Consider the following 15,868-nt stretch of genomic DNA (forward strand, 5'->3'; position numbering starts at 1 on the left):
TTTGAACGATGGGCGGCTTTAGCCTCTGGCATATCCTGATCTTCGCCATCGTGTTGCTGTTGCTGTTCGGCGGCAATCGCTTCTCGAACATGATGGGTGACGTCGCCAAGGGCCTGAAGAGCTTCAAGCAGGGAATGGCCGACGACGACGACGAACAGCGCCGGCGCTACGAGCGGGAGCATGGTCGGCTGGGCTCACCCGATCGCCCGATCGAGGTGACCCCGCACCCACGCGCCGCCGACCCAGTCGCGCCGCCGCCCCCGCCCCCGCCGCCAGCTGCGCAGGATCCGCGCGGCTAAGCGCGGAGCCACTCGCCGATGTTCGGCGTCGACAGCAGCGAGCTGCTCATTGTCGCGGTGCTGGCGCTGATCTTCATCGGCCCCAAGGAACTGCCCGCCACCCTGCGGACGGTCGGCCAATGGGTCGGCCGCATCCGCGCGCATGCCCGTCACTTCACGTCCGGCATCGAGAACATTATGCGGGAGGCGGAGCTGGAGGAGATGGAGAAGCGCTGGCGCGAGGAGAACGAGCGCATCATGCAGCAGTACCCAATGGGTGCGCTGCCCTATGCTGGCGCCAACCTGCCGCCGACTGACGAGCCTGTGCCGATAGCGGACGTGATGCCACCCGCAGGGCCCGTCACCGACCCCGACGAGCCCGGCCTGCCGCTGCCCGCACCGGACCACGCCCGGCGCCCGCTGCCATGAGCGACATCGACCAGACCCGGCAACCGCTGCTGGAGCACCTGATTGAGCTGCGGCGGCGATTGCTGATCAGCCTGGTGGCGCTGGTCGCTGCCTTTTTCCTGTGCCTCAGCTTTGCCAAGCCGATCTTCTCGGTGCTGGTCCAGCCATTGCTCGCCGCGGGACAAGGCAAGCTCATCTACACCGACATCTTCGAGGCATTCTTTACCGAGGTGAAGGTCGCGCTGTTCGCCGCGCTGATGCTCTGCTTTCCGGTGTTCGCGACCCAGATATGGCGCTTCGTCGCGCCGGGTCTCTATGCCAAGGAGAAGCGGGCGTTTCTGCCGTTCCTGATCATGACGCCGGTCTTTTTCGCCGCCGGCGCGCTGTTCGCCTACTTCATCGCCATGCCCTGGGCATTGAAGTTCCTGCTCGGCTTTGAAGGCAATGTCGGCGGGGTGCAGCAGGAGGCGCTGCCCGGCGTCGGTAATTACCTGAACTTCGTGACCCGCTTCCTTTTTGGATTTGGTGTGGCGTTCCTGACGCCGGTTCTGCTGATGATCCTGGAGCGGGCCGGCATCGTCACGCTGGAGCAGCTTAGCAAGCGCCGCCGCCACGCCATCGTGGTTGCCGCGGCAGTGGCGGCGGTGCTGACTCCGCCCGACGCCGTGTCGATGCTGCTGATGCTGGTGCCCCTGTATCTGCTGTTCGAATTCGCGCTGCTGGCCATCTGGCTCACGCACAAGCGGGCCGGGCGGCGCACGTCTGCAACCGAACCTCAGGCCTGACCGACCCGAACCGCTTCTGCCGATGTGGAAGTGCCCCGAACATGAGTGGGCCCGGAAGCGCTACCGGGGGGGGGGAGGGTTAGCGGTTCCGGGCCCATGTAAGCGGATAGCGAGAGCGGGGGGGCAAAAGGTCACTATCCGAAGAGTAGAACGTCGAGGCCGGTAAGGGGTTCCGGCTACCCATGGATTTTTTCAGTTTTTTTCCGACCGCGACGGAAACACCGGTAGGATCACGCTGTAGCTGCCCATTTCGCGCTCCAGCGGTGAGCGCAACTGCTTGGCGAGGCCGGTTATGATCCGCTCGAACTGCGGCCGCTCGCCCAACGTGTCCGGTTGCAACATGGCAGCGGTGATCGTGTAGCGGGCGCGGACGTCGTCGATCCGCGACAGGGTCAGCCGGATTGCGTCCTCGGGATGCCCGAGCATGGCGCATTCGACCACTTCCGTGGTGAAGAAGGCCACCGCCACCGCCGCGTCCTGCGTGGTGTTGAGGCTGTCGAGTTCCAGGTCGATGTTGAAGCGGCGGGCGGTGTCCGGAGCGCTGCTGCGCAGGCTCGCCGCCAGTTCGCTGATCAGCGGGCGGAGCGAAATGCCGCGGTTTTCCTCGAGCTCGGCATAATGGTTGCGGTGGACCACGGCGAGCGCATCGACGCGCCGGCCGATTGACGCATAGGCATTCCGCGCTTCCGGTGCCGCCGTCAGACGGCTGTGGATGTTTAGCAGCGAGGCGATCACCTGGAGGTTGTTCTTGACCCGGTGGTGTACCTCGCGAACCAGCCGCCGCTGTCCCTCCAGCGCCACCGCCATGTCTCGTTCCGACTCCTCGATCCGCTCCACCGCCCGGGAAAAGCTCTGGCCGAGCTCGCGAATTTCCGTGGCGGAGCCAAGGCGTTCCGGCAGTTCCAGCGCTGCGCTGCCTGGCTGGTAGGAGCCAATGGCCCGCTGCATGCGGCGGAGCGGCCGGATCAGGAAGCTGCCGACCAGCAGCCAGCTGAGCAGCGTCGCCACGATCCACATCAGCAGTGGCAGGAGGATGAGGCCCCGCTCGCTGGTGCCGATGCGGTCCACTTGCGCGATACTGCTGGCGCTGAGCTGACCTCCCCCGATCATCCAGCGGCGCTCGACCAGCTGCATGTTGGGGTCACGGTCGGCAGCCTGGACCGCGCCTGCCTCGTCGATCAGCAACATGGACGTCCGCCCGTCGCTGAGCGTCAGCTGGCGCAGCGTCCTGCTGCTTATGAGGGCCGCATCGCGCAGCTCCTCCCGCGAGAGGGTTCCGGTGCCGATCCCTCCGGGCACGCCGACCCGGTAATAAAGCATGTTACCGGTGGGGGAGATCCACAGCCGGACCTGCCCGGGGGGCACCAGGATCCGGTCTTCCTGCGGCAGGATGGTTCCGGCGGTGCAAAGGAGCTGACCGCCCGGGTCCTGCAGGGCAAATGTGCGAACCACACCGACGGATGAGCTCAGTGACTGCCGTGCAAGGGCGCAGGGATCGCCGGAGCCGTCGCGCAGCGCACCGGTGGCCGCCACTCGCAGGGCGAGCACGTTACGGGCCAGCAGGCTTTCCACCGCCCGCCCCGCCGAGCGGCTGCGATCCTCGGCGCTGATCACCAGCGCCTGGTTTGCCCTGTTGATGCTGGTGGTAGCGGCCCACACGAGGACCAGGCCCAGCGGCAGGATCGCCGCAGACAGGATGACAAGCAGTTTGGTGGTGGTCGAAAGGCGCCCGAACCAGTGCGACAAGCCGCTCACGCAGGAAGGTCCACCAAGGAACGGAGATCAGCTGAGCTTGCCGAGCAGGTCCATGAAGTCGTCGGGAACGTCTTCGCGCAAGGTGTTGTCGTAGACCGACCGGAGCGCCTTGCTGAGTTCGCCCGCCGGAGCCGCGCGCCGGCGCTTGCCGCCCGCGCCTTGCTCCGGTTCACCTGCACCTTTGGACGGGCGATGGTCATCGGCTTTGTCGTTGGCACTCAACCTCTCGTCCCCCGTGACGCCGTATTCAGCTTGGCGCAGTGTGCTTAGTCTCTGGTTAGATTTGCGCAATGGATGGTGTCCCGCCCCCTAGAAGTCGGGTGCCCGACTCGTCAAACGAATGCGATAACCCGCCCGGGAAACCAAAACGGGGCAGCTTTGTTCCGACCGGTCAACGAAGATTCCGCGCCGGGGTGGCAGGGTTGCACATTGGCGCAACCGCTCCCAATAGGGGCGTAACAAACGGATTAGGGAGCAACGATACGACATGTCGCTTGGCCAGGAACTCGCGCCGCATCTGCCGTTCTTGCGCCGGTACGCCCGCGCCCTGACAGGTAGCCAGACCCACGGTGATGCGTTTGTGCGGGCCACGTTGGAGGCGATCGTTGCGGCGCCCGACAGCTTCCCGCGCGACGTCGAACCGCGGCTCGGCCTTTACAAGACCTTTCACGCGATCTGGTCGACGGCCAACATCGAGGAAGGCGACCCCGATGGCGGCGATCTCGCCCATCCGGAAGGTATCGCCCAAGCGCGGCTGTCCCGCATCACGCCCTTGTCGCGCCAGGCGCTGCTGCTCACCGCGTTGGAAGGCTTCTCCGCCAACGATGCGGGCTATCTGATCGGCGCCAGCCCGGATGAGGTCGACAACTTGGTCGGCGAGGCCATGGAGGAGATCGAGCGGCAGACCCATGCCGACGTCCTGATTATCGAGGACGAGCCGATCATCGCCATGGACATCGAGACCATCGTCCGCGACCTCGGCCACAACGTCACGGGCGTGGCGGTGACCCGCGACGAGGCGGTGGCGCAGGCCCGTGCCCATCCGCCCGGGCTGGTCCTGGCCGACATCCAGCTAGCCGACGACAGCAGCGGCATCGACGCCGTGCGTGACATCCTGGCCGAGTTCGCCGTGCCGGTGATCTTCATCACCGCCTTCCCGGAGCGACTGCTGACCGGAACCCGGCCGGAGCCGACCTTCCTCATCACCAAGCCATTTCAACGGGCCACGGTGAAGGCGGCGATCGCCCAGGCATTGTTCTTCGATGCGGCCACGGTTCCCGCCGGTTAATCGACAAGCGTCGGAACTTCGGTTCCCACCGTTGCGTTGGCTTTCCAAACTTTCCTGGGGAATCAACCAATGGCAAAAGAGCAGCCGGACCATCTGACCGGCACAGAGGCCCGTGCGGGAACGACTCCGCACATGGCACGCGTGGCGCTGTTCGGCGGCCTCGGCTTGGTGATCATCATCTTCGCGATCATCGTGCTGGCCGCCGGCTAATCTGTATCAGTCGCGATCAACAAACATGCATGCTAATGGTGGTGCGGCCTTGAACCGTGCCGAGCCGGTTGAGTGGGGGAACGTGGAAGTCGAGGACGCAGATAACGAGGGCATGGATGCTCCGCGGCCCGAGCCGGTTCCGCTCTCGGATCCGGAATTCAAGCAGCAGCTCGCGCAAGTCATTCCGCACCTGCGCGCGTTCGGCCGCTCCCTGTCGGGCAGCCGCGACCTTGCCGACGACCTCGTCCAGGAAACGCTGCTTAAGGCGTGGGCGGCGCGCAAGCGCTTCCAGGCCGGCACCAACATGCGCGCCTGGACTTTCATCATTCTGCGCAATCTGTTCCTCAGCCAGATGCGGCGCGCCCGCTTCAAGGGGGAATGGGACGAACTGACCGCGTCCAAGCTGCTTGCCGCCCCGGCCAGCCAGGATCGTCACGTGGAGCTGGGCGACATGCAGCGGGCGCTGATGCACCTGCCGCAGCCCCAGCGCGAGGCGTTGATCTTGGTCGGCGCCGGCGGCTTTGCTTACGAGGAAGCAGCCGAGATCTGCGGGTGCGCTGTCGGCACGATCAAGAGCCGGGTGGCCCGTGGCCGGGTTGCGCTCGAACAGCTGCTGTCGGGCGGCAAACTGCCCAGCCGGCGCCAGCACAAGACCGACCCCAATAGCTCGGCACTAGCCCAGATCATGGGCGAGGTGGACGAGCTCGCCAAGGAACGCGGCTAATCGTGAAAGCCTGGGACGGCGTTGCGAACGTCGTGCCGGTCCCTGCTACGTCTCCGTCGCTGCTACCCTAATCGTGACAGCAGGTCGTCGAACTGGCGATCGTCGTTGCCATGCGGCACCGCCGCGAACGCCTTGCGTAGCGCCGCGGTCACTCCGGCATGTGCGGGTGGCAGCTCGACTCGGATGATCCGGCGATCCATGCTGCTCTCACTGCTACCCGCCGCCTTGTTGGAAAGGTCGGAAACCATTTGGGTAGTGAACGCCGGGGAAGCGGACAGGTTTCGTGAACAGGACCTTTCAGGCAGGGTCTGTGACCATGGGATTACACTCTGCCCAGTCACTACGCGACTCCGCGCTGGCGCGGGCCCACCGCCATTCGCCGTTCCTGCGCGAGGCGTCCGCCAAGTGCCCGGACGTGACGGAGCGGTTTCTGGCCGACGGATCGGACGCGGCTGTTGCTGCGGCCTTCGCGGTCGACGCGGCCGATCTCGGCGAGCGCCTGCGCCGGCAACGGCTGCGGCTGGCTCTAGCCGTGGCGCTCGGGGACCTGGCGGGAGAATTCTCGCTGGAGCAGGTCACTGGCCACCTGTCCAACTTCGCGGACTCGGCAATTGACGCAGCCCTGCGCCAGGCGGTGGTCGAGCGCGCTGGCGACCAGCCCTTCGCGGGCTTGACGGTCCTTGCGCTGGGAAAGCTTGGCAGCCGGGAGCTCAACTACAGCTCGGATGTCGACCTCATCCTGCTGTTCGATCCTGCGACGCTGCCGCGCCGCAGCCGAGACGAGCCGGGCGAGGCGGCCGTGCGCTATGGCCGGCGGCTGATCGAGCTGCTCCAACATCGCAACGAGCATGGCTATGTCGTGCGGGTCGACTTGCGCCTGCGGCCCTCGCCCGAGGTGACTCCGATCGCACTACCGATCGGCGCGGCCATCTCCTATTACGAAAGCTCGGCGTTGCCGTGGGAGCGCGCGGCGTTCATCCGGGCGCGCGCCTGCGCCGGCGACGCGGAGCTGGGGCGCGAGTTCCTGGCCGCAATCCAGCCATTCGTATGGCGCCGCAGCCTCGACTTCGGCGTGGTGGACGAGATCCGTGCCATCTCCACCCGCATCCGCGACCATTATAACCAGGGCCAGCGTTTCGGGCCCGGGTATGATCTTAAGCGAGGTCGCGGCGGCATTCGTGAGGTAGAATTCTTTGCGCAGATCCAGCAGCTGATCCATGCCGGGCGGGAGCCGGCCTTGCGGGCACCCGCCACCCTTGATGCGCTGGCCGCGCTTGCGGATTCTGGCAAGCTGCTGCGGAGCGATGCGGAGGCGATGGCGCTGGCCTACCGCCGGTTGCGTACGGCGGAGCACCGGGTGCAGATGATCGCCGATGCGCAGACGCATCTGTTACCGGCCGCGCCCCCGGCGCTCGGCCAGGTTGCCGAGCTGCATGGGCTCAGCGGCGGAGAAGAACTGATCGACTGGCTCGCGCCAAGCGTCACGGTCGTCGAGCAACTGTTCGGCGCGCTGGCCGACGATCGTGGCGGACGCTTCAGCAACGATCCCACGGTGCTGGAGGAGGAGCTTCGGGAGTTGGGCTTCCCGGAGCCGGCCATTCCCGCCCGCCATGTCGCCGGGTGGCGCTCGGGCCGGGCCCGCGCGCTGCGCTCGACCGCGGCGCGCGAGGCGTTCGAGGCGATGCTGCCGCTCCTCCTTACCTCCATCGCCGACGCTCCGGATCCGGCGGCGGCGCTCAACCGCCTGGCCGACCTGATCGAGCGGCTGTCCAGCGGAGTGAACCTCTTCCGGCTGATCGCGGCCCGGCCGGAACTCGGCACCCTGCTCGCCACCGTCCTCAGCCACGCGCCCACACTGGCCGCCCAGCTCGGCCGGCGGCCGGAGCTTCTCGACGGCCTGCTCGACGACAGCAGCTTCGCCTTGCCGCCGTCCGCCGGGGAGTTCGCAGCGCGGCTCCGCACCGGCATTGCGGGCCTGCCCTACGATAAGGCGCTCGACCGGGCACGGGCGCTGATCGGCGAGCGGCGGTTCGGGCTCGGCGTGCAACTCGTCAGCGGCCATCGCGACCCAATCGCCGTTGCCGAAGGCTACAGCGACGTGGCGGAGGGCGCCGTCGTGGCGTTGGCCGAGGTCGCGCAGGCCGATTTCGAGCAGGCCCATGGCCGGATGCCCAGCGGCGAGCTGATCGTGCTGGCGCTGGGCCGGCTGGGCGGGAGGGCGCTGACCCATGCATCGGACCTCGACCTCATCTTCATCTACGACGGGCCGCCCGACGCCCGAAGCGACGGGGCCAAGCCACTGTCGCCGGCCGATTACTACAACCGTCTGGCGCGCCGGATCATCGCCGCGCTGAGCGTGCCCACTGCCGCCGGACCGCTATACGAGCTGGATACAAGGCTCCGGCCGCAAGGGGAGCAGGGCATGCTGGCGGTCAGCCTCGACGGCTTTGTCGCCTACCAGAGGAATGAGGCTTGGACCTGGGAGCATATGGCCCTGTGCCGCGCCCGGCCGCTGACCGGGTCCGCCGCGATGAAGGAACGGGTGGCGGCACTGATCCGCGATATCCTCGGCAGCCGGGCCGACCCGGCCAAGGTGCGCGCCGACGCCGCGTCCATGCGGGCGGAGATGGCCCGGCACAAGCCGGCGCTCGGCCCGCTGGACATCAAGCTCGGCTCGGGCGGGCTGGTGGATCTGGAGTTTGCGGTGCACACGCTGCAGCTGACGACCGGCGCAGGCCTCGACCCCCGGCTGGAGGTCGCCCTTGCCGAACTGGGCCGCGCCGGCCTCGTCGACGCAGCTCAGGCCGACGCCGACCTGCGGCTGCTGTCGCGGGTGCTGGTCTGCCTCCGCCTTCTTGCGCCCGGCGAGGTCAAGCTGACGGAGCCGACGCAGGGGCTACTGGCCCGGCTGTGCGGCCAGAGTGACTGGCCGGCCCTTGTTGCGGCAATGGATGCGGCGCGGCAGAGGATCGCCGCTTTGTGGGACAGGGTAAAGGAGGGACGATGATCGACCAGGGACAGCAGGCGCCAGCGCTGACGGTGACTGCCACGGACGGCAGCAGCGTTGACCTTGCGGCGCCGGGAGCGCCGACGGTGCTCTACTTCTACCCCAAGGACGACACCTCGGGCTGCACCCGCGAGGCGCAGGACTTCACTGCGCTAGCCAGCGAGTTCGCGGCCGCCGGCGCCCGGGTAATCGGTGTCTCGCGCGACAGCGACAAGAGCCACGCCAAGTTCATCGCCAAGTACGACCTCCAGGTGCCGCTTGCCACGGATGACGGTGCGCTGAGCGAGGCGTTCGGCACCTGGGTCGAAAAGTCGATGTATGGTCGCAAGTACATGGGCATGGAGCGCTCGACCTTCCTGATCGGCGCGGACGGGGTCGTGCTGCGCGCCTGGCGCAAGGTGAAGGTGCCGGGTCACGCCGCCGAGGTGCTGAAGGCGGTGCAGGGAGCCTAAGCGGGACCAGATTGTTACGGTCGCATGACGGACCTGTTCGGCGCCGACCACTTCGACATCCTGCCGCATCTGGTCGCTCTGGCGGTGGCCTATGCGCTGGCCCTGCCGATCGGCTGGAACCGGGAACGGGAGGAGCGCAGTGCCGGCCTGCGTACCTTTCCGCTGGTGGCGGTCGCCAGCTGCGGCTTTATCCAGGCCGCAGAGGGGGTCGTCGGCGAGCAGCCCGAAGCGCTGGCGCGGGTGGTGGAAGGCCTGATCACCGGCATGGGCTTCATCGGCGGCGGCGCGATCCTCAAGGTGAAGGATAGCGTCAAGGGCACCGCCACCGCCGCCAGCCTGTGGGTCACCGGCGCGATCGGGGTGGCGGTGGGGCTGGGAGCGGTTGACGTCGCGGTCATGCTCACGATCGCCACTTTCTTTACCCTCTATCTGCTGGCGCCCTTGAAACGCATTGTCGAGCAGGACAGCGACCAGCCTTCCACCTCCGAGTAGGTCCATGGGCCAGTGGGCTTTTCTTCTGGGCGCCGCGCGCCTAGATCGCCCTCCAAGCACAAGAGGGTTTCATGGCCGAGTTCACGCTTCCGAAGAACAGCGTCATCAGCAAGAAAGGCAAGGCCTACAAGGTCGAGGGCAAGGCCGGGCGGACCAAGTCGTTCAAGGTCTACCGCTACGACCCCGACACCGGCCAGAACCCGCGCTACGACACCTACGAGCTTAACCTCGACGAGTGTGGCCCGATGGTGCTGGACGCGCTGATCAAGATCAAGAACGAGGTCGACCCCAGCCTGACCTTCCGCCGCTCGTGCCGCGAGGGCATCTGCGGCAGCTGCTCGATGAACATCGGGGGCCGCAACGGCCTGGCCTGCACCACGGCGATCGAGGACGTTAAGGGCGAGGTGCGCATCACCCCGCTGCCGCACTGCGACGTGGTCAAGGACCTCGTACCCGACTTCACGCACCTCTACGCGCAATATGCCTCCATCCAGCCGTGGCTGAAGACCGCGACCCCGGACCCGAGCGGCAAGGAGCGGCTGCAGTCGCCGGAAGATCGCGAGCACCTGAATGGGCTGTACGAGTGCATCCTGTGCTTCTGCTGCTCGACCAGCTGCCCGAGCTACTGGTGGAACGGTGACCGCTTCCTTGGCCCGGCCATCCTGCTCCAGGCCTATCGCTGGCTGGCCGACAGCCGTGACGAGATGACCGGCGAGCGGCTGGATCAGCTGGAGGATCCGTTCCGGTTGTACCGCTGCCACACCATTATGAACTGCGCGAATGTCTGCCCCAAGGGCCTCAACCCGGCCAAGGCGATCGCCGAAACCAAGAAGATGATCGCGGAGCGCGCGGCCTAGCGAAGGCCTGAGCGCAACTTCGCCGGCGCAGCATGCGTGGCCGAAGCAGCGCGAAGAGCGCGCGAGCAGCGGGGGCCTGCTGCGCAACTGACAGGACCGACGCGGATTTACTCCGCGCCGGCTCTTTCGTATCGCACCGCAGCATGGACGCACCCGAAGACCTGCCCAACCGCCCCTCGGGCGCGCGCGAGGACCCTGAGCATCCCGGCTGGTACAGTTGGGTCGACTTGCCGCCCGACAGTTTCGCGGCGCAGGTCGGCAAGATGATCTTCCGCCCCGACGGCGACGGCCATGCCGTGGTGCGCATGTTCCCGACGGAGAAGCACCTCAACCTCGGCGGCAGCCTGCACGGCGGCATGGTGATGAGCTTCATCGACATGGCGCTGTTCGGTGGCGGGCGCTGCGCCGGCATGGCCCCCGCGCACTACGTGACGCTGGACCTCACCACCCATTTCTTGGCGCGCGGCGAGGCCGGCAAGCCGCTCGACTGCCATGTCGAGCTGATCCGGCAGACGCGCAGCCTGGCGTTCCTGCAAGGCGTGGTCCGGCAGGAGGGCCAAGCCTGCTACAGCTTCACCGGCACGCTGAAGCGCTTACGCGACCGCACATGAGCGGCCCGGTCGCGGCCGCCTATGGGCAGCTGCTGAATGACGGCGAGCTCCGGGCGGACGGCGACCAGCAGCGGGCGGTGGCGGCGCTCGACCGGCTGGCCGGCGATCTGGGCGCTCCGGCTCCCGGCTTGCTGTCCCGCCTGCTCGCCCGCAAGCAGCCGCGGCCGTGTGGCGTCTACCTGTGGGGCGGGGTGGGGCGCGGCAAGTCCATGCTGATGGACCTCGCCTTCGACCACATGCCCGTGCAGCCCCGGCGCCGGGTCCATTTCCATGCCTTCATGCTCGATGTCCACCAACGGCTGCGCCGTGCCCGGACCGAGCACCCCGGCGACCCGATCCCGCCCGTCGCGGCCAGCATCGCCGACGAAGCGAAGCTGCTCTGCTTCGACGAGATGGTGATCAACAACACGGCCGACGCCATGATCCTGTCGCGTCTGTTCACTGCCTTGCTGGACGAGGGCGTGGCGGTGGTCACCACGTCGAACCGACCGCCCAGCGATCTCTACAAGGATGGCCTCAACCGCGAGCTGTTCTTGCCGTTCATCGACCTTATCGGGCAGCGGATGCAAGTGATCGAGGTCAACGGCGGGACCGATTACCGGCTGGATCGGCTGACCGGCGTCCAGACCTGGCACGTGCCCAACGGCCCGGCCGCGACCGCCGCGCTCAGTGAGGCCTTCTTCAAGCTGACCGACTATCCGGTCGAGGACCGCGCCAAGGTCCCGACCGAGGAACTGGACGTCGGCGGCGGGCGCACGCTGCACGTGCCCAAGAGCCTGAAGGGCGTGGCGGTGTTCTCGTTCAAGCGGCTGTGCGGGGAGGCGCGCGGCGCGGCCGACTATCTTGCCATCGCCCAGCGCTTCCACACGGTGATCATCGTCGGGATCCCGGTGATGGGCCCGGAGAACCGCAACGAGGCGGCGCGCTTCGTGACGCTGATCGACGCGCTGTACGAGCACAAGGTTAAGCTGCTCGCCGCCGCCGATGCGGAGCCCGCCGAGCTCTACCCGGCCGGCACCGGCGCGTTCGAGTTCGGGCGCACGGTCAGTCGGCTGGAGGAGATGCGCAGCGCCGACTACCTTGCCGAGGGTCACGGCACCGCATAGCGTCGCGCCCATGCGTCACCTCATCGCTTCGCTGCTACTCGCCGCCACTGCAACGCCCGCGCTCGCCGCCAACCCCGTCAGTCAGCCCAGCAAGCTCGACCCCGCCTGGCAGGCCAAGGTGCGCAGTTTCCTGCAGCAGGCGGTCGAGATCCCGTCCGTGGTCCAAAGAGGGCAGGTGCCCAAGATGGCGGAGCTGGTCGCGGAGCAGCTGCGTGCGGCGGGCTTTCCGGCCGACTCCGTCCAGCTCCTGCCTTACGAAGGTTTGCCGGGCGACAAGACCGCGGCCTTGCTGTTCCGCTGGAAGGCCGAACGTGCCGCGGCCAGGCCGATGATGATCATCGGCCACATGGACGTGGTCGAGGCCAAGCGGGAGGACTGGCGGAACGATCCGTTCAAGTTTCTGGAGCAGGACGGCTACTTCTACGGCCGCGGCACGTCCGACATGAAGAACGGCATCGTTGGCACAACGCTGGCGCTGGCCAAGCTCAAGGCAGCCGGGTTTCGCCCGAAGCGCGACATCGTGCTGTTCTTCACCGGTGACGAGGAGACGATGCAGAACGGCGCGCTGCTGGGCTCGACGGAGTGGAAGAGCCGACTGGATGCCGACTTCGCGCTCAACGCCGATGGTGGCGGCGGTGCGTTCGACAAGGCCGGGCGGCCGCTCGGCTATGCGCTCGACGCGGCGGAGAAGACCTACCAGACCTACTTCTTCACCGTTCGCAATCGTGGCGGCCACAGTTCCCGCCCGCGGCCCGACAACGCGATCTACCAGCTTGCCGATGCCCTGAAGAAGCTGGAGGGTTATTGGTTCGAGCCGCAGCTGAACGACGTCACCCGCGCTTACTTCCAGTCGCGCCAGCAGGACGAGAAGGGGCCCCTGGGCGATGCCATGCGGCGGTGGCTAGCCAATCCGCGCGACGGAGGCGCGGCGGACGCGATCGAGGCGAGCGAGCTGGAGGTCGGCAAGACGCGCACTCGATGCGTCGCGACCATGCTCAACGCCGGCCATGCCGACAACGCACTGCCGCAGATGGCGCGCGCCACCGTCAACTGCCGGATCATGCCGGGAATCGAGCCGAAGGTTGTGCAATCCGAACTGCAGCGGCTCGTCGGCTCAGGGGTGGAGATCGCGCCCGATCCGAGCTTCATAGGCAAGCCGACGCCGGTGCCCGCAATCCGCCCCGATGTGCTCGCCGCCTACACGCGTGCGGTGCGGCAGCTGCACGGGCCGGCGATGAAGGTCATCCCGAACATGGCGACCGGCACCAGCGACGCCAGCTTCTTCCGCTCGGCGGGCATCCCGACCTACGGCGTGGACGGAAGCTGGGGGATCAGCCCCGATGACGAGCGCGCCCACGGCCTCGACGAGCGCATTCCGGTGCGCGCGGCCTATGACGACGTGCTGCACTGGGAAGCGATGATCCGCGACCTGGCCGGGAGATAGAAAAGGCCGCCCGGATCGCTCCGGACGGCCATTCTTCATCTGCTGCCCGGACTAGCGCAGCAGCGCCTGGACGATCTGCTGGACCACCTGCGTGCGTGGGTCGACGCCGTAGAGGTAGCCATTGTTGTCGTAGTAATAGCGGTAGTTGCGATTAAGGTCGTACCGCCGCCGGACGTCATACGGAATCGAATCGTAGCTGTACGAGCGGTAACCGTAGCTCGACGCGTAGCGCTCACCGCGTGACAGGCGGCGCGCGTGGCCTGGCGGGAGGCAACCGTTGCGCTTCTTGGCGAGGCCGGGCGGGCAATGCCGCTCATTGTAGACGCCTTGGCTGCCGCGGTTGGCGTGGTGGTGCTGGGCGGCGGCCGGGGCCGCGGCTAGGGCCAGGCCAGCGCCGGCGAGAGCAAGCATGAGCTTCATCGACGATCCTTCCGATATGCGCCCGCAAGCGGGCCGTAACGCCTGTGTCAACTTACGGGGGTGCCAAGCGGTTGCCCCTGCGGCCTCATCGGTCTAGAGGCCCACTCGCACCGGCCGCCCGTCCGTGAGCGGCCCCTCACACGCTTGTTTCACGAGAGGCCACCACGACAATGGCTCGAAAGAAGATCGCCCTCATCGGCGCCGGCAATATCGGCGGCACCCTGGCCCACCTCGCCGCCCAGAAGGAGCTTGGCGATATCGTCCTGTTCGACGTGGTCGAGGGCGTTCCGCAGGGCAAGGCGCTGGACCTGTCGCAGTGCGGGCCGATCGAGGGCTTCGACGCCAGGGTCACCGGCTCCAACGACTATGCCGACATTCGCGGCGCGGACGTGATCATCGTCACTGCCGGCGTCGCCCGCAAGCCGGGCATGAGCCGCGATGACCTCATCGGTATCAACCTCAAGGTGATGAAGGCGGTCGGCGAGGGCATCCGCGACAATGCGCCGGACGCGTTCGTGATCTGCATCACCAACCCGCTGGACGCGATGGTCTGGGCCCTGCGCGAGTTCTCCGGCCTGCCGCACAACAAGGTGGTCGGAATGGCCGGCGTGCTCGACAGCGCTCGCTTCGCGCACTTCCTCGCGGAGGAGTTCAAGGTCAGCGTTCGCGACGTCAACGCTTTCGTGCTGGGCGGCCACGGCGATACCATGGTTCCCGTCACCAGCTACACCACGATCAGCGGCATTCCGGTCGACGACCTTGTGAAGATGGGCAAATCGTCCAAGGAGCGCATCGACGAGATCGTGAAGCGCACCCGCGGCGGCGGCGGCGAGATCGTCGCGCTCTTGAAGACCGGCTCGGCCTATTACGCGCCGGCGACCAGCGCCATCGCGATGGCGGAAGCCTACCTCGGCGACCAGAAACGCATCCTGCCCTGCGCCGTCTATGTCGAGGGCAAGTACGGCCTCGACGGCCTGTACGTCGGCGTGCCGGTGGTGATCGGTGCCGGCGGCGCCGAGGAGATCATCGAGATCGCGCTCGATGACGAAGCCAAACAGAACCTTCAGGTCAGCGTGGACGCGGTCAAGGAACTGCTCGACGCCTGCAAGCAGATCGACGGGAGCCTCGCCAAGTGAGCATCCTCGTCAATCGGAACACCAAGGTCATCACGCAGGGCATGACCGGCGAGACCGGCACCTTCCACACGCAGCAGGCGCTCGCCTACGGCACGCAGATGGTCGGCGGCGTGACTCCCGGTAAGGGCGGCACGACCCACATCGACCTGCCGGTGTTCGACACGGTCGAGGAAGCGGTCGCCAAGACCGGCGCCGACGCGTCCGTCATCTACGTGCCGCCGCCCTTCGCCGCGGACTCGATCCTGGAGGCGATCGACGCCCGGGTGCCGCTGATCGTCTGCATCACGGAGGGCATCCCGGTGCTCGACATGGTCAAGGTGAAGCGCGCTCTCGACGGCTCCAAGTCGCGGCTGATCGGTCCGAACTGCCCGGGCGTGCTGACGCCCGACGAGTGCAAGATCGGCATTATGCCGGGCAATATCTTCAAAAAAGGCAGCGTCGGCGTGGTCAGCCGCTCCGGCACGCTGACCTATGAGGCGGTGTTCCAGACCACCAACGAGGGTCTGGGCCAGACCACCGCCGTTGGCATTGGCGGTGACCCGGTTAAGGGCACCGAGTTCATTGACATGCTGGAGCTGTTTCTGGCGGACGACGAGACCAAGTCGATCATCATGATCGGCGAGATTGGCGGCTCGGCCGAGGAGGACGCGGCGCAGTTCCTCGCCGACGAGGCGAAGCGCGGCCGTTCCAAACCAACTGTCGGCTTCATCGCCGGCCGCACCGCGCCCCCGGGCCGGCGCATGGGTCATGCCGGCGCGATCGTGTCCGGCGGCAAGGGTGACGCGGAATCCAAGATCGCCGCAATGGAAGCGGCTGGCATTAAGGTGTCTCCGAGCCCATCTGAGCTTGGAAAGACGCTAAAAGAGCTCCTGAACGGCTGATCACCCCCGACCAA

At 67.1% G+C, this 15,868-nt stretch carries 19 protein-coding genes; 15 read left to right on the forward strand and 4 right to left on the reverse strand.

All coding sequences use genetic code 11. The annotated features are described in order from the left end of the window. Positions 1–8: 8 nt before the first annotated feature. From OMW55_RS11095 to tatC, 3 genes are read left to right on the forward strand one after another with little or no spacing between them, the layout of a single operon-like run. Positions 9–299: a Sec-independent protein translocase subunit TatA gene (locus tag OMW55_RS11095; protein WP_264883158.1), complete on the forward strand. Its 291-nt coding sequence runs from the start codon at positions 9–11 to the stop codon at positions 297–299. A gap of 18 nt (positions 300–317) precedes the next feature. After that, a complete protein-coding gene (tatB, locus tag OMW55_RS11100; RefSeq protein ID WP_264883159.1) occupies positions 318–707 on the forward strand; it encodes a Sec-independent protein translocase protein TatB in 390 nt (129 codons plus the stop codon). Then, a complete protein-coding gene (tatC, locus tag OMW55_RS11105; protein WP_264883160.1) occupies positions 704–1,471 on the forward strand; it encodes a twin-arginine translocase subunit TatC in 768 nt (255 codons plus the stop codon). Before tatB ends, tatC begins: the two co-directional genes overlap by 4 nt. A 192-nt stretch (positions 1,472–1,663) precedes the next feature. Here tatC and OMW55_RS11110 read toward each other — a convergent pair whose 3' ends face one another. Together OMW55_RS11110 and OMW55_RS11115 are read right to left on the reverse strand one after the other, a co-directional pair. Then, a complete protein-coding gene (locus OMW55_RS11110; RefSeq protein ID WP_264883162.1) occupies positions 1,664–3,226 on the reverse strand; it encodes a sensor histidine kinase in 1,563 nt (520 codons plus the stop codon). A gap of 27 nt (positions 3,227–3,253) precedes the next feature. Continuing rightward, the gene (locus OMW55_RS11115; protein ID WP_264883164.1) at positions 3,254–3,448 is read right to left on the reverse strand and encodes a NepR family anti-sigma factor; all 195 of its coding nucleotides are present in this window, start codon (positions 3,446–3,448) and stop codon (positions 3,254–3,256) included. A 265-nt stretch (positions 3,449–3,713) separates the two neighbouring features. Between OMW55_RS11115 and OMW55_RS11120 the strand changes: the two genes are divergently transcribed. The 3 genes from OMW55_RS11120 to OMW55_RS11130 all read left to right on the forward strand — a co-directional run bounded on the left by OMW55_RS11120 (position 3,714) and on the right by OMW55_RS11130 (position 5,448). Beyond that, positions 3,714–4,514, forward strand: a complete 801-nt coding sequence (locus tag OMW55_RS11120; RefSeq protein WP_264883166.1) for a response regulator — start codon at positions 3,714–3,716, stop codon at positions 4,512–4,514. A gap of 69 nt (positions 4,515–4,583) precedes the next feature. After that, positions 4,584–4,724 carry a hypothetical protein gene (locus tag OMW55_RS11125; RefSeq protein ID WP_264883168.1) on the forward strand — a complete coding sequence of 47 codons (141 nt, stop codon included), beginning with the start codon at positions 4,584–4,586 and terminating at the stop codon, positions 4,722–4,724. 112 nt (positions 4,725–4,836) lie between these two features. Beyond that, on the forward strand, positions 4,837–5,448 hold the full coding sequence (locus tag OMW55_RS11130; RefSeq protein WP_264883989.1) for a sigma-70 family RNA polymerase sigma factor: 612 nt from the start codon (positions 4,837–4,839) through the stop codon (positions 5,446–5,448). Between the two features lie 62 nt (positions 5,449–5,510). On the opposite strand, the gene OMW55_RS11135 is transcribed toward OMW55_RS11130, so the two are convergent. Then, positions 5,511–5,648, reverse strand: coding sequence for a hypothetical protein (locus OMW55_RS11135; protein WP_264883169.1), 138 nt, complete (start codon positions 5,646–5,648; stop codon positions 5,511–5,513). A 116-nt stretch (positions 5,649–5,764) separates the two neighbouring features. Here OMW55_RS11135 and OMW55_RS11140 point away from each other — a divergent pair, with 116 nt between their 5' ends. The 7 genes from OMW55_RS11140 to OMW55_RS11170 all read left to right on the forward strand — a co-directional run bounded on the left by OMW55_RS11140 (position 5,765) and on the right by OMW55_RS11170 (position 13,417). Then, positions 5,765–8,455 (forward strand): bifunctional [glutamine synthetase] adenylyltransferase/[glutamine synthetase]-adenylyl-L-tyrosine phosphorylase, encoded by a 2,691-nt coding sequence (locus OMW55_RS11140; RefSeq protein ID WP_264883170.1) that lies wholly within the window; start codon positions 5,765–5,767, stop codon positions 8,453–8,455. Further along, positions 8,452–8,907 (forward strand): peroxiredoxin, encoded by a 456-nt coding sequence (locus OMW55_RS11145; RefSeq protein ID WP_264883172.1) that lies wholly within the window; start codon positions 8,452–8,454, stop codon positions 8,905–8,907. Before OMW55_RS11140 ends, OMW55_RS11145 begins: the two co-directional genes overlap by 4 nt. A 24-nt stretch (positions 8,908–8,931) precedes the next feature. Beyond that, positions 8,932–9,399 carry an MgtC/SapB family protein gene (locus OMW55_RS11150; protein ID WP_264883173.1) on the forward strand — a complete coding sequence of 156 codons (468 nt, stop codon included), beginning with the start codon at positions 8,932–8,934 and terminating at the stop codon, positions 9,397–9,399. A gap of 71 nt (positions 9,400–9,470) precedes the next feature. Beyond that, a complete protein-coding gene (locus OMW55_RS11155; protein WP_264883174.1) occupies positions 9,471–10,256 on the forward strand; it encodes a succinate dehydrogenase iron-sulfur subunit in 786 nt (261 codons plus the stop codon). Between the two features lie 143 nt (positions 10,257–10,399). Beyond that, positions 10,400–10,867 carry a PaaI family thioesterase gene (locus tag OMW55_RS11160; protein ID WP_264883175.1) on the forward strand — a complete coding sequence of 156 codons (468 nt, stop codon included), beginning with the start codon at positions 10,400–10,402 and terminating at the stop codon, positions 10,865–10,867. Then, positions 10,864–11,973 (forward strand): cell division protein ZapE, encoded by a 1,110-nt coding sequence (gene zapE, locus OMW55_RS11165; protein WP_264883176.1) that lies wholly within the window; start codon positions 10,864–10,866, stop codon positions 11,971–11,973. The genes OMW55_RS11160 and zapE overlap by 4 nt, the downstream gene beginning before the upstream one ends. A gap of 10 nt (positions 11,974–11,983) precedes the next feature. Next, positions 11,984–13,417: a M20/M25/M40 family metallo-hydrolase gene (locus OMW55_RS11170; RefSeq protein WP_264883178.1), complete on the forward strand. Its 1,434-nt coding sequence runs from the start codon at positions 11,984–11,986 to the stop codon at positions 13,415–13,417. Positions 13,418–13,468: 51 nt separating this feature from the next. Here the strand turns inward: OMW55_RS11170 and OMW55_RS11175 are convergent, their stop codons facing one another. Further along, positions 13,469–13,837: a hypothetical protein gene (locus OMW55_RS11175; protein ID WP_264883180.1), complete on the reverse strand. Its 369-nt coding sequence runs from the start codon at positions 13,835–13,837 to the stop codon at positions 13,469–13,471. A gap of 170 nt (positions 13,838–14,007) precedes the next feature. On the opposite strand from OMW55_RS11175, the gene mdh reads away from it, so the two are divergent. Together mdh and sucD are read left to right on the forward strand one after the other, a co-directional pair. Continuing rightward, on the forward strand, positions 14,008–14,973 hold the full coding sequence (gene mdh, locus OMW55_RS11180; protein WP_264883182.1) for a malate dehydrogenase: 966 nt from the start codon (positions 14,008–14,010) through the stop codon (positions 14,971–14,973). After that, complete coding sequence (gene sucD / locus OMW55_RS11185; RefSeq protein ID WP_264883184.1) at positions 14,970–15,854, forward strand: succinate--CoA ligase subunit alpha; 885 nt, start codon at positions 14,970–14,972, stop codon at positions 15,852–15,854. The genes mdh and sucD overlap by 4 nt, the downstream gene beginning before the upstream one ends. The last annotated feature ends 14 nt before the right edge of the window (positions 15,855–15,868 follow it).

Origin of the sequence: Sphingomonas arvum, assembly GCF_026013565.1 — a bacterium.
GTDB classification, from domain to species: domain Bacteria; phylum Pseudomonadota; class Alphaproteobacteria; order Sphingomonadales; family Sphingomonadaceae; genus Sphingomicrobium; species Sphingomicrobium arvum.

Bases quoted from the DNA above. Each gene is read 5' to 3' on its own strand.
- OMW55_RS11095 (WP_264883158.1), top strand. From the start codon at position 9: ATGGGCGGCTTTAGCCTCTGGCATATCCTGATCTTCGCCATCGTGTTG.
- tatB (WP_264883159.1), top strand. From the start codon at position 318: ATGTTCGGCGTCGACAGCAGCGAGCTGCTCATTGTCGCGGTGCTGGCG.
- tatC (WP_264883160.1), top strand. From the start codon at position 704: ATGAGCGACATCGACCAGACCCGGCAACCGCTGCTGGAGCACCTGATT.
- OMW55_RS11120 (WP_264883166.1), top strand. From the start codon at position 3,714: ATGTCGCTTGGCCAGGAACTCGCGCCGCATCTGCCGTTCTTGCGCCGG.
- OMW55_RS11125 (WP_264883168.1), top strand. From the start codon at position 4,584: ATGGCAAAAGAGCAGCCGGACCATCTGACCGGCACAGAGGCCCGTGCG.
- OMW55_RS11130 (WP_264883989.1), top strand. From the start codon at position 4,837: ATGGATGCTCCGCGGCCCGAGCCGGTTCCGCTCTCGGATCCGGAATTC.
- OMW55_RS11135 (WP_264883169.1), bottom strand. From the start codon at position 5,648: ATGGATCGCCGGATCATCCGAGTCGAGCTGCCACCCGCACATGCCGGA.
- OMW55_RS11140 (WP_264883170.1), top strand. From the start codon at position 5,765: ATGGGATTACACTCTGCCCAGTCACTACGCGACTCCGCGCTGGCGCGG.
- OMW55_RS11145 (WP_264883172.1), top strand. From the start codon at position 8,452: ATGATCGACCAGGGACAGCAGGCGCCAGCGCTGACGGTGACTGCCACG.
- OMW55_RS11150 (WP_264883173.1), top strand. From the start codon at position 8,932: ATGACGGACCTGTTCGGCGCCGACCACTTCGACATCCTGCCGCATCTG.
- OMW55_RS11155 (WP_264883174.1), top strand. From the start codon at position 9,471: ATGGCCGAGTTCACGCTTCCGAAGAACAGCGTCATCAGCAAGAAAGGC.
- OMW55_RS11160 (WP_264883175.1), top strand. From the start codon at position 10,400: ATGGACGCACCCGAAGACCTGCCCAACCGCCCCTCGGGCGCGCGCGAG.
- zapE (WP_264883176.1), top strand. From the start codon at position 10,864: ATGAGCGGCCCGGTCGCGGCCGCCTATGGGCAGCTGCTGAATGACGGC.
- OMW55_RS11170 (WP_264883178.1), top strand. From the start codon at position 11,984: ATGCGTCACCTCATCGCTTCGCTGCTACTCGCCGCCACTGCAACGCCC.
- OMW55_RS11175 (WP_264883180.1), bottom strand. From the start codon at position 13,837: ATGAAGCTCATGCTTGCTCTCGCCGGCGCTGGCCTGGCCCTAGCCGCG.
- mdh (WP_264883182.1), top strand. From the start codon at position 14,008: ATGGCTCGAAAGAAGATCGCCCTCATCGGCGCCGGCAATATCGGCGGC.